At 64.2% G+C, this 11,540-nt stretch carries 9 protein-coding genes and 1 pseudogene; 2 read left to right on the top strand and 8 right to left on the bottom strand.

What is annotated here, in order from left to right; genetic code table 11:
- A pseudogene (locus ABTU92_RS26345) lies at positions 1-257 on the top strand (transposase); the annotation flags it as partial.
- Positions 258-316: 59 nt separating this feature from the next.
- On the opposite strand, the gene ABTU92_RS26340 reads toward ABTU92_RS26345, so the two are convergent.
- From ABTU92_RS26340 to ABTU92_RS26305, 8 genes are all read right to left on the bottom strand, one after another.
- Positions 317-1,477, bottom strand: coding sequence for a glycosyltransferase (locus ABTU92_RS26340; RefSeq protein ID WP_408094566.1), 1,161 nt, complete (start codon positions 1,475-1,477; stop codon positions 317-319).
- Positions 1,474-2,433 carry an NAD-dependent epimerase/dehydratase family protein gene (locus ABTU92_RS26335; RefSeq protein WP_408094565.1) on the bottom strand — a complete coding sequence of 320 codons (960 nt, stop codon included), beginning with the start codon at positions 2,431-2,433 and terminating at the stop codon, positions 1,474-1,476. Before ABTU92_RS26335 ends, ABTU92_RS26340 begins: the two co-directional genes overlap by 4 nt.
- A gap of 414 nt (positions 2,434-2,847) precedes the next feature.
- Entirely contained in the window at positions 2,848-3,306 is a 459-nt protein-coding gene (locus ABTU92_RS26330; RefSeq protein ID WP_408094564.1) for a hypothetical protein, read from the bottom strand.
- The gene (locus ABTU92_RS26325) at positions 3,294-4,058 is read right to left on the bottom strand and encodes a hypothetical protein (RefSeq protein WP_408094563.1); all 765 of its coding nucleotides are present in this window, start codon (positions 4,056-4,058) and stop codon (positions 3,294-3,296) included. Before ABTU92_RS26325 ends, ABTU92_RS26330 begins: the two co-directional genes overlap by 13 nt.
- Before the next feature lie 5 nt (positions 4,059-4,063).
- A complete protein-coding gene (locus ABTU92_RS26320) occupies positions 4,064-6,376 on the bottom strand; it encodes a polysaccharide biosynthesis tyrosine autokinase (protein ID WP_408094562.1) in 2,313 nt (770 codons plus the stop codon).
- 87 nt (positions 6,377-6,463) lie between these two features.
- Positions 6,464-7,063 (bottom strand): hypothetical protein, encoded by a 600-nt coding sequence (locus ABTU92_RS26315; protein WP_408094561.1) that lies wholly within the window; start codon positions 7,061-7,063, stop codon positions 6,464-6,466.
- Between the two features lie 275 nt (positions 7,064-7,338).
- Positions 7,339-8,769, bottom strand: a complete 1,431-nt coding sequence (locus ABTU92_RS26310) for an O-antigen ligase family protein (RefSeq protein WP_408094560.1) — start codon at positions 8,767-8,769, stop codon at positions 7,339-7,341.
- A 61-nt stretch (positions 8,770-8,830) separates the two neighbouring features.
- Positions 8,831-10,114 (bottom strand): polysaccharide biosynthesis/export family protein, encoded by a 1,284-nt coding sequence (locus tag ABTU92_RS26305; RefSeq protein ID WP_408094559.1) that lies wholly within the window; start codon positions 10,112-10,114, stop codon positions 8,831-8,833.
- A gap of 562 nt (positions 10,115-10,676) precedes the next feature.
- On the opposite strand from ABTU92_RS26305, the gene ABTU92_RS26300 reads away from it, so the two are divergent.
- Complete coding sequence (locus ABTU92_RS26300; RefSeq protein WP_408094558.1) at positions 10,677-11,522, top strand: hypothetical protein; 846 nt, start codon at positions 10,677-10,679, stop codon at positions 11,520-11,522.
- Positions 11,523-11,540: the final 18 nt, after the last annotated feature.

Genomic DNA, 11,540 nt, shown 5'->3' with positions numbered 1-11,540 from the left:
TGGTCGTGATGGGCGTGCGAGCCGACGGCCAAAAGGTGCTGCTGGCGGCGCGGAGCATGGGCGGCGAGAGCGCTGAGGCGTGGCGCGCGGTGCTCGACGATCTGATTCGCCGCGGGTTACGGCGGCCCGAGCTCCTGATCGTCGACGGCGCCGCCGGGCTCGACGCCGCGATAGCCGTCGTGTGGAACGGCGTGCCGGTGCAGCGCTGCACCGTGCACAAACATCGCAATCTGCTCGCCCACGCACCCGAGCGCCTGTCACGCTAGATGTAGACCCGCGCGGCGACGCGTGCCATCAAGCAAACGTGGTCGGCCGCTCATCCGAACTTTACCTTTATTGTAGCATCTTGTATGAATAATTTCATTCTTTCTAAATACTGCGCTTTGCTAAAGCTCTCCGCGTGTCGCCGGATGCGGTCGCTACGAAACTCACCGATTCTTCCCTCTATCTCCTCGACGGCCGCGATCAAGGCCTCCACGGTTTGCTCGTTGAACAGCAAACCAGTCTTTCCGTTGACCACTGTCTCAAGCGCTCCCCCGCGTCCAAAGGCGATAACAGGTCGGCCGCTCGCCATCACCTCGACCGGAACGATGCCGAAGTCCTCGAGCCCCGGAAACACCAGCGCGCGGCAGTGGGCGAAATGGTGGGCCATCGTGGCGTCGTCGACCGGCCCGAGAAACGTGATCGTTGGGCCGGCCCGGCCGCGCAGCTCCCGCGTGACACCGCCACCGATCACGATAAGCGGCTTGCCGAGGCGCGTGAAAGCATCGACGGCGAGGTCGACGCGCTTGTAGGGCGTGATCTGGCCGGCGCAGAGATAGTAGTCGCCGGGGCGCTCGGAGATAGCGAAGCGATCCATGTCGACGGGTGGATGGATGACTTTCGCCGAGCGGCGGTAGAACTTCTCGATCCGCTTGGCGACATAGGTCGAGTTGGCGATGAAATGATCAACCCGCGCAGCCGTCGAGACGTCCCAGCTCCGCAGGAAAGGCACAGTAACCGCCATTGCAGCCCGCGCAAGCATTCCCGCACCGGCGAAGTACTGCGGATAGAGGTCCCACACATAACGCATGGGAGAATGGCAGTAGCAGACGTGGACAGCGTCCGGCCGACAGAGGATGCCCTTGGCCGGCCCGGACTCGCTCGAGATGATCAGATCGTAGGCGGTCAGATCGAATGCCTCCAGCGCGAACGGCATGAGCGGAAGCATTTTCTGATAGTGCCGGCGGCCGCCGATTCTCTGCAGGAACGACGTGATGATCTTGTGTGAGCGGATCGTCGGTGACAGGTTTCCCGGATCGGCGACGAGTGTGAAGATGTCGGCTTCGGGAAATAACTCGCAGAGCGCCTCCAGGACACGCTCGCCGCCCCGCATCCCGACCAGCCAGTAATGGACCAGCGCGACGCGGAGCGGCCGCTCCGGCGCAGGCGCGACGAAAACCGGGGGTATTTCCGCGACCTCGGCTTGGAGCGTCATGCAAATCGCCCGCCGCTCTGCTCGGCCCATCGCTCGAAGGCCCGCTCGATCGCGTTTGGATAATCGCGACCGTGCGCTACCAACCAATCGGGCTGGATGTCTGTCGACCTCACCAGCTTCATGACACGGTCTGGATGAATGCCGATCTTCAATGCACTGAGAGGCTTCAGCACGCGTGCCGCCCACAACACGACCGCACGCGGAACCATAACGGTCCAGGCGCCGGGGAAATGCCGCTCGATCAGGGTGTCGACGATCTGCTCGAGTGTGTAGCGCTGAGGATAAGCAGCGTTGAATAGAACGAAATCCTCAGGACTGCTGCGGGCGAACTCTACTGCATCGATCAGATCATCGACATGAATGCAGGCCTTGATCGTGTCCTTGCGACCCGGATAGACGAAGACGCCTTTCTTCAGCAAGGTGGCGAGACGGGTGAAGTTCCCCCCCTCTCCCGCGCCGAACACGACTGCCGGCCGGACGATCACGAGACGCCGCCCCGGGCTCTCGTCCTGCCATTGCCGGTGAACCCGCTCGGCAATGAGCTTCGAATGACCATAGGCGGACTCGGGGGCGGGCGGCGTGTCCTCCGACTTCGTTTCCTCGCCGGGTCCATAGACAGCGATCGAGCTCGTGAAAACAATCTCGCCCACTTCCCGCGTCGCTGCGAACCGAGTGACTTCGAGCGCCCCCAGAATGTTCGTTTCGTAGTACTCGTGGTTCGGGTGCCCAGGCGTCGTGTGCACGGCCGCGAGATTGTAGATTCGGTCGACCGAACCCGCGACATCGAAGCGCGAAAGATCGCGGACATCGGCGATCCTATACTCTACGCCGGCTAAGGTTTCGCGTTGCGGCCGAATGTCCGCCGAGACGACGGGGTCGTCGCATTCGGCCCGAAGCCGACGGATCAGATGCGTTCCGATGAAGCCCGAGCCACCAAATACGACAGTCGTGCCCATGAGGAGACCTCCCAAAATGGGATCCGGAAGCGATCGAATGGAAAGGGGATTTACGGCTCCGTGTTTCGGAGCTTATCGACGTTGGTCAATTTAAGTTCGATTTTGAGCTATGTTCGATAACGCCGCTCATCGGACGTGGCGTGCGGGTACCGGCCTCGTCACCAATCCGGCCGGCCGAGTCCTTACCCTGCCCTGCCCTGCCCTGCCCTGCCCTGCCGATCTGCGAGCCCGGCATCATTCGACGCGTCTCGGCTACGCTACCGCACTCCGGGTGAAACACCCGGAGCCGATATGATACAGTACCGAACGACGGTGACAAAATAGCAATCCTCGTGCCATCCGGCACGCGCAAATAACACACTCAACCGATATCGGACGCCGGTAATATGACGATGCTGTTCACCGACCGAGCCATCATCGGATCTCGGTCCAGCTGTAACGGAAGGTCTTCAGACCGGGATACACCCCGAGCACCAGGTCCTTGCGCTTGAGCCCGGGCAGGTCGAGATCCGTGCAACGGTCGCTGCCGAAATAGCAGAATCGCAGCTTCAGCGGCTTCAGGCAGCGATTTTGGACGCTGACTATGTGCTCGAAGACATTGGGGTTGCTGACTCGTGCCTTCGAAGCCGCTTCCACGTCGGCGCAGGGCTTTCCGAACGCGTCCTTGCTGACCAAGGCCTTGCCGGCATAGCTGCCGGACTGCAGCGTCAGGCGGCTGTTCGACGCGGACTGTGCCGATGCGCCGATCGGCAGCGTCGACACGCCGATCCCGAGCGTGAACAACGCCGCGGCACCGAGTGGCGCGACGGTTCGGCGCCCCAATCGTCCGCCGCCTTTCGTTTCACCGATGGTCCGCATGGTCAGCGACTCCACGGGCGCGCGTCGGAGCGCGCAATACCGGGAACCTCGATATCGTAGCCGCGCTGATAGACCGCACGGGCGAAGTTTTGCCGGTTGACCTCGCTTGCCGCAGCGAGCGCCGGAAGCAGGGTGTCGCGCGCCGGCCAGCCGGAGGTCACGAAGATGTCCGCCATCGGACCCAAACGGGAGTTCACCAGCCCGACGAACTCGTCGACGACGGCGCCGCGCAGGGGCTCTTCCATTCGCGAGATGGCTGCGAGGGCGACCGACGTGCGACGCACCGCGATCCATCCCTCGCGCGGCGCAGCCCGGTACGAGGCTGCGAGCAGATCGAGGTTCCGCGCGTCGAAACCGCTCCGCAGATTCCCGTGCCAGAACCGGACGAGCCACAGGAACCCGTCCCCGGGCGCCGCGACGAGAGCGCGATCCAGCATCGGCCCGAGCGCCTCTAGCCTCTCGTCGATCTCTGTCCGCCGGCCTTCCGCGATGGCCTCCTCGGCCTGTCGCACGGCAACGATCACGGCATTGCGAAGTGCGCTGGCGCGGATCTGCGGCGTGCGACTGGCCTCCTCGAGATCCACCGCGATCCGGCGCAGGTCATCCGGCTTGAATGCATCCCCGACGACGATCCGGTCTGCGACACGATCGAGCCCCCGGGTCGTCGGCGCGGCGAGCACGACGCCGGCCCACGCGATCGCGCCGAGGCCGACCGCTGTAAGGGCGATCCGCGTCGACATGCGCGAAAGGTCGGATCGCGAGACCATGCCGTCTACTCGTGATGCTCGGCGTAGCCGTAACGGGCATAGTGCTTCTGATAATAGTACTTGCCCTGATGATACTCGTAGCGGCTGAGAGCCGAGACATCGGCCTTGTTGAGGACCACGCCGAGCAGCCGATCGTAGATCGCTCGCGCCCCGGACAGATGGTGCTCGACGACGTCGATCTTGGTCTTCCCCCATTCCACCACATAGACGTAGGAATCGATGATGCCGATCGTCGACCGCACATCGACCACTGGCGCGACCGGAGGAAGATCCACGACCACATAGTCGTAGCCGCTGCAGGCGGCGTCGATCACCTTCCGCATCGCCGGCGAAGCGAGGATCTCGTTGGTGTGCAGAAGCTTCGCGGTCACGCCCGACGGCAGGAAGCTCAGCTTGGTAATTTGGTCTGTGATCACCAGATCGGCGAGCGGCTTGCGCTCGGCGACGGCATCGAGCAGCCCATGCTCCGCAGCCGGCGCCATGGCGCGCGACAGCGACGGGTTCCGCAAGTCCGCATCGATGAGCAGCACTCGCGCCCCTGCATGCGCGATCAGCTGGGCAAAGTTCGACGCCACCGTGGACTTGCCCTCGGCCGGCATGGTCGACGTGACGCCGATCACCTTGGTGGTCTTGATCATCGCATGGAGGTCGACGGCAACCTTGACGCCCCGTATCGCCTCGGCAAAGCGTGAGAAGGGTTGCTCGACCACGTAGGAGAGCTTCGGCCTCGCTTCAGCCTTCACCGCGGCATCGTCTGTCGTGCCTGCGCCAGAGCCGCCGAGCGATAGTTGCGGCGGGAGAAGTGTCGGCTTCGCCTTCCTGGTGTTGCCGTCTTGGACGAGAGGCACGACGGCCAGGCAGTTGACCTGCAGAACCTGCTCGACCTGGCTGCTCGTTCGGAAGACGTTGTCCCCCATCTCGCGCAGATAGGCGACCCCGCCTCCGAGGACCAAGCCGCCGGCCAGCGCGACGGCAAGGACGAGCAACGTCTTCGGATCGCTCTTCTTCAACGGACGCGACGCCGGACTGATCAACCGTGCCTCGGTGATCGGAAACGACTGCTGCTGCACCGACTCCATGTAACGCTGCAGAAAGTTGTCGTACATGGCCCGGTAGGTCTGGGCATTGCTCTCGAGCTCGCGGAGCTGGATCTGGGCTTGGTTGGTGAGCTGGTTCTCGGAGACGACGTTCGCCAAGCTGTTCTTGATGCTCTCTTCGCGGGCCCGTGCGATGTCGTAATCGCTCTGATAGGCCTGCTGAATCCGTTGAAGCTCGGACGTGATGCCTTTGCGAATCTGCTCCATCTGGTTGCGCAGATTGACGGCGGCGAGATGGTTGCGGCCGTACTTCTCCGACCAGTTCGCTTCCCTCGCCGCGAGGTCGACATACTGGCCCCGCAACTTGATGATCGTGTCGTTCTTCAGGGCATCGGCAACTGACTCGTTCGGGATTTCCTCTCGCAGGATATCGTTGATGCGATCGAGCCGGGCCTTCGATTCCGCCACGGACGCACGCGCCATGATCAGCTGGCTGTTGACCTCGGCGAGCTGCTGCTCGCCGATCAGCCGCCCGCCCGTATCGACGATATTGTTCTTCTCCTTGTAGTCGATGACGGCCTTCTCGGCCGCCGAGGCTTGCGTCCTCAGCTCACGGATCCGCTCCTGCAGCCAGACGCTGGCACGCCGCGTCGCCTGATACTTGGCCTCCAGCTGATCGACGATGTAGGCGTCGACGATCCCATTGGCGATGGTCGCGGCCTTGTCCGGGCTGAGCGAGCGGAACTTGACCTCCATCACATAGGTGAGGCCGACGCGCTTGACGGTCCTCTCCTTTTCGAAACGCTCCAGCGCGGCGCGCATCAGATCGAATTCCGAGGGCGGGGCCGCTGAGCCTTGAAACAAGCCCGTGATCGCGCCGATCACGCTTCCGACGAGACCGCCGCCAGCCCCCACGAACTCCGGGTCCTCGGTCAGCCGCTGGTCCTTGATCACCGACAGGCTGATGTTCTCGGATTTCAGGATCTCGACCTGGGTCTCGACCGTTCCGGCGTCGACCGTGATGTCACCCAGCACCGATTGCTGCTGGAAAAGCTGCACCTTGCGGGTGTCGATCACCATCGTGGCCGTCGCGGTGTAACGCGCCGGGGCGGTGAGCAGATAGATCAGTCCGAGCACCACGGTCACAGCCAGCACGGTCAGGATGACTGGGAGCTGCCGGCGCGCCCCCTTCAAAACCGATATCGCGAGCTCGCGCGGAGACGCCTCCACGGGCTCGACGTCGCGTTCGGTATAGGCCTCAACGGGACGCATGATGTTCATTCGAGGTGCCGAGACTGTCAGGCGCCAAAACGGCGATTTATCACGGCCCCGGTCGGGAGCGCTCGACGACAGCGCGGGTGCAGCGTGTCATTGGACGGGGCTGACGACAGAGTTCGGCGCCGACAACCCGCTCGCTCCGCCTGCCCTGCCCCCGGTCAGGGTGTTTCCCGTGGTGTTGGCAGCCGGCGTCGTTCCGAGCGCGAAACCCACGGTTCCAACCCCTGTCGTCGGGGTCGTGGTCGTCGGTCCACCGCCGCCAGTGCCGCCTGCACCACCGCCGCCTCCCCCGCCGCCACCGCCCGCAGCCCCGATCGGAACGTCGGGATTGACGAGCGCATAAGAATCCTTGGCGAGGTCACTCGCCGACGCCGCGATCGCCTGCTGGATCTGGGTCGCGAAGGCCTGGTCGGGCGTGAGGCAGATCCGGTAGGCCTGTCCGAGGCCCGAACCGATGGCGCGCTGCTGGTCGCGATTGGCACTGCCGAGGAGAGCAACCACGGCCGACAAGGTGTTCGGGTCGGTCGCGACGAGATCGCGCGCCTGAGAGATCAAGCGAGCTCCGCCGTCGGGATTATCCGTCAGCAAGGTCCCGGGATTCGCCAAAAAATTGGCGACGGCGTCGGACGATAGCCCTCGCCCGGAACCGTAACATGCGGCATGAGCATGTGTCGACAGTGCGACGAACATTATCGCTGCGATCCAACGAACAATCGACCCATTACTCATCGTACGGCCCCTCGCGCATGATCCGGGCGACATTTGATGCAACGTTAGCATAGGCGAAACCATCACGGAACAGGCGGCTGCGGTCGCGCGCCGACCGACGCGACCGGGGCCAACGACATGGCAAGCGCTTCGCGTCATTATGTTATCGCCTCGTTCCGTTGGTCTCGCAGGGTGACCTTCGATCGCTGTGACGACCCGCCGAAACCCGCTCGCGCGCACGCGATCTCGCATTAACCCTACCGGCCGGCTTCGGCTCCGCTGCCCTTACCCTGAGCCCTGTGGCCACCGTTCGGATCCCGCACGGCCTGCCCGAGACCGATCCCGACGATCCCGAACGCGACGATCGCGTATCCGGAAATCTGCAGGGAAAAGTCGATGGTGGAGTGCAGAAGCGCGAGCACGGCCACGCCGAAGCCGGCGAGCGGGATGATCCTGTCGCGTCGCCGGTGAAGCGCCCCCCACAGGAGGAGCGCCAGCGCGCCGAACCAGGCGAGCCCGACCGTCAGCGCGAGCGGAACACCGGCTTCCGAGGCGAGCTCGAGTGGCGTGCTGTGTGCCATGCTCCAGACGCCCCACATCGAGACGTCGCCGCTCCGGTAGGCCGGATAGGCCCAGGCGAAGGTCCCGAGCCCGGTCCCGAACCACGGATTGTCGGCGATGATCCGCAGTGTGGATTGCCACGTGGCGATCCGGTAGGCATCCGACAGCCCGTGCACCTCGAACCGGCTGCCGACGCTTCCCCCGAATAGCTGCAGCACGACGAGGGCCACCGCAGCGCTCGCGGCTCCTGCGATAACCTTGGTACTGCGCCCTTCCAGGCGGCGGCGGAAGAATATGACGAAGGTGACGGCGAGAAGCAGAACCGTGAGCGTCGATCCGGCCCGCGACACGGTGAGGAAGGTCGCGACGAGGCACAGGAACAGCATCGAGAACGGCACCAGGAGGGTGCGCTGAACGTCCCGGTCCTCCGTGACCTGGTGGAGCAGCTCCGCCCAGCGGATCGGCCCCGTCGGAAGGCGCTTTCGGACCTCCTCCAGAAGAAAGAGAAACCAGAGGATCGACACCGACCCGAAATACGTCGCGGCGGTGTTTCGGTTGATGAAGGTCCCGGTGAGGTTCCCGATATAGGCCGTCTTCTCGCGCCCCAGAATGGTATGGGGATCGAAGATCAGCCCATAGAGGCCGTAGATCGCATAGACGACCCCGGCCCAGGCGGCGATCTGCAACAGTCGCCGCGCATCGGCTCGATCGGTCCCGACGAGGAGCCCGAGCACGAGAACCAGAATGTTCGCGAGCGGGGCGCCGAGTGCGAAGAACGGCTCGTTACGGACGACCGACACCGACGGCTGAACCGGATGGTTCAGCAGCTTTTCGGCCTCGGTCCACACCGGATGGAACGCGGCGATCCAAGGCGTCGGCGAAAGCTGTTCGTGGAGAACGATGGCGTAACCCGCGACGACCGCACCGATGCCGCCGAGCACGAAAGCATGGATACTACGCAAGTTTCGAAGCGGCGCGACGGCCAGTCCGATCCCGAGGAGCCCGCACCAAAACGCGACCACGGCGGGATCGCGCGACCCATAGGGGAGTGGCGCCCCGGCGATCGCGACCGCGAGGATCCAGAACGCTATACGGTCTGTGAGAGGATGCGACCGGGGGGCGACCATGCCACCAACTCCCGGACCGGAGCGAAACTCGCTCCGGTCCGCACGGCTGCGGTGGGTCAGCCTATCGTCCGTGAAGCCGGCTGTTGTAGCGGGCGATATAGATGTCGTTGATCAGGTTCACACCGTTGTCCGCCGTACCGACCGCCTTGTCGATGAAGTTGAGGAACTTCGTCGTATCGACCTGGATGGCGTTCGCCACGTAGATGATATCGAACGGCCGCATCTCGACCTTGGTGGCGTGGAAGTAGCCGGCCGGATCCTGGAAGCTCACCGTGAAGACGATCGGAATCAGGCCGCCCGTGAACTTCGTGCAATCGACCCCGAGCTTCTCGGCGACCTCGCGCGGCTCGCGACGGTAGAGGAAGATCGAGCCCGGATCGGCCTGCAGATCGAACAGACCTCCCGCCTTGGCGACCGCCTGGGCGAGGTTGATCTTCCAGGCGTCGAAGTTGAACTCGCCCTGCTGACCCGTCGCGCCGAACGCGAGGAACTTCATCGGCTCGCGGTAGACGTAGATCCGGTCACCGGGCTGCACATAGATGTTGTTGGCCGGCATGTAGACGAGGTTGGCGAACGGCACGGTCGCGCGCTTGCCGTCGCGCTCGAGCATCACCCAGGTTTCCCAACCCTGGCCGCTGATGCCGCCGGCGCGCGTCAACGCGTCCGTGATGCGGTCTTGTGCCCCGGTCGCTGGCATTGGATACCGGGTGGGCGTGCGGACATCGCCGACGACGCTGACCAGCGAGGTCCGTTGCTCGCCGAGCGACACGACGACCTGCGGCTCGATCGCGCGGTTCTTGATCTTCTCGACGATCTCGGCCTGAACCTGGACATTCGTCCGGCCCGCGGCGCGGATCGTGCCGGCGTAAGGAACGCTGATGTTGCCGTCGTTGTCGACAGTCTGCGCCGGCAGGTTGACGAAATTGCCGGGCCGCACACCCGCCTCGATCGGGATGAACAAGCCACCGGCCGCCGCTTCGAAGATCGTGACGTTGACCACGTCGCCGATCCCGAACTTGATTCCCGTCGGCTGCCGCCGATCCGTGAACACACCGCCGAGCACGTTGGGCTCGTAGGATTCGAGGACCTGAACGGCGCGGGCATCGAGCCGCACGACCGCATAGGGCAGCGTCGGGCTGTGCTCGGTGCGGATCTCCAGACTGGACGGACCGGACATGGGGATGAATCCACATCCGCCGAGACCGATCAAGGCCAGGATGCAACCGGCACCCACTACCAGAGATGATCTCCGCATCGTCCCCCGCCCCATTAACATCACAGACTCGTTATCTGATCCCCCATGAATTCGATAACTCCGTCCGCAACCCGCCACAACAGCAACCATCCGTACATGCAGGTGCCGAGGCATAGATAGAGGCGCGCTGTTGCACTCGCGCCACACACGACTGATGTCGGAACACAAGTAACGAATGCATTGCGAATGGTCACTGCCGTTATGTTGTATGGATTACGGCGCCCATACGATGAGCAATCTCCGATCACACGGGGCCATCATCTCGATAGGATCGGCGCTGTCGCGCTTCTCTCGATCATGCTCGTGGGCTAATACTTCGAGATCCAGACGATCACTCTGGGCGTGCACCAAAACCCGCGTCAGCTTCCCCGCGATTGCTCACAAGGCGCTCAAGAGTTCTTCCTGCTGATGACGATCGTCGTGTCGAATGATTGTTGCTCCGAATTCGCCCGGAGAGGCACGATACTCTTTCTCGTGCACTCCGCGCCTTCGGCCTTCCACCTCCAAATGGCAAACCGCATCGAGCGTTTACCCGTGTCGCCTGCCGGGGAAAACTTCCGCTGGCGCCCCCGCAATGGCATATCGCTCGGCAGCGCATCGTAGTGGAACGAGCGGCGATCAGGTGCGGAATATGGAACCCCGTCGAATCGTTATGGCCGCTTTCATTGCGACATCGACTTCGCTCGTCCTGGCCTCGGTTCTGCCCCTGATCGGCTGGGCTTCGTTCGTGGCGCCCGCGCTTGCCCAGACCGTTGGCCGCGACGGCTGCCGATCGCTGCCGGATCCCGTGGCACGGCTCAAATGCTACGACGAGCAGCAACCCGCCTCGCTGCCGCGATCCGATTTCCCCGCGACGCCGTCGGAGCCCGGTCGAGCGTCGGCCCCGGGAGGATCCGCGGCGCCGAGTGCCGCGGGTGATGCGGGAGGATCCGGGCCTTCATCGCAGCCGGGCGGTCAGTCGCGCGGTCCGATGCGGTCCGAGGCGATCGGCGCCTGGCGGCTCGTGCGGACACCCGACCCGACCGGGGGCAAGGACGCGATCTCGATCATGCGCCCGGCCGATCTCACGGGCTCCGACCCGGAGCTCGTCGGCCTCATGCTCCGCTGCGGTTCAGGAGACATCGAGGTGCTCGCAGTGGTGATCCCCCCCCTGCCCCCGCGCGCCACCCCGGCCGTTACGATCCGCACCCCGGCCGGCAGCAACGCATACGAGGCCTGGGTGACGCCTCCCGGATCGGCCATTCTCCTCTCTGGCGACGCTGCCCGCGACGCCAAGGCGGTCTGGCCGAGCGCCTCCGCCCTGACGGTAGAGATCGCTGCGTCCGAGACGCAAATGATCAAAGGAGTTATCCCTGTCGACGGGCTCGGCGCGGCCGTGAACGCCCTGACCACGGCCTGTAGCACCGTGAGCGTCACGAAGGGAGCACGGTCACGGGGTCTTGCTTTATCGGGCAGGGCCTCCGGCAGAAGTCGTGGACGGCGGTCGCCCGCCGATTGACGGTGGGGTGACCGGGTG

Source organism: Rhodoplanes sp. SY1, from assembly GCF_046000175.1.
GTDB lineage: Bacteria > Pseudomonadota > Alphaproteobacteria > Rhizobiales > Xanthobacteraceae > Rhodoplanes.
The sequence above is the reverse complement of the archived record's forward strand: the minus strand, read 5'-3'. Positions and strand labels throughout refer to the sequence as shown.

What these genes read in the sequence shown, in the direction of transcription:
- ABTU92_RS26340 (WP_408094566.1), bottom strand. Translation starts at nt 1,477, where the DNA reads ATGACGCTCCAAGCCGAGGTCGCGGAAATACCCCCGGTTTTCGTCGCG.
- ABTU92_RS26335 (WP_408094565.1), bottom strand. Translation starts at nt 2,433, where the DNA reads ATGGGCACGACTGTCGTATTTGGTGGCTCGGGCTTCATCGGAACGCAT.
- ABTU92_RS26325 (WP_408094563.1), bottom strand. Translation starts at nt 4,058, where the DNA reads ATGGTCTCGCGATCCGACCTTTCGCGCATGTCGACGCGGATCGCCCTT.
- ABTU92_RS26320 (WP_408094562.1), bottom strand. Translation starts at nt 6,376, where the DNA reads ATGAACATCATGCGTCCCGTTGAGGCCTATACCGAACGCGACGTCGAG.
- ABTU92_RS26315 (WP_408094561.1), bottom strand. Translation starts at nt 7,063, where the DNA reads ATGTTCGTCGCACTGTCGACACATGCTCATGCCGCATGTTACGGTTCC.
- ABTU92_RS26310 (WP_408094560.1), bottom strand. Translation starts at nt 8,769, where the DNA reads ATGGTCGCCCCCCGGTCGCATCCTCTCACAGACCGTATAGCGTTCTGG.
- ABTU92_RS26305 (WP_408094559.1), bottom strand. Translation starts at nt 10,114, where the DNA reads ATGGTTGCTGTTGTGGCGGGTTGCGGACGGAGTTATCGAATTCATGGG.
- ABTU92_RS26300 (WP_408094558.1), top strand. Translation starts at nt 10,677, where the DNA reads ATGGCCGCTTTCATTGCGACATCGACTTCGCTCGTCCTGGCCTCGGTT.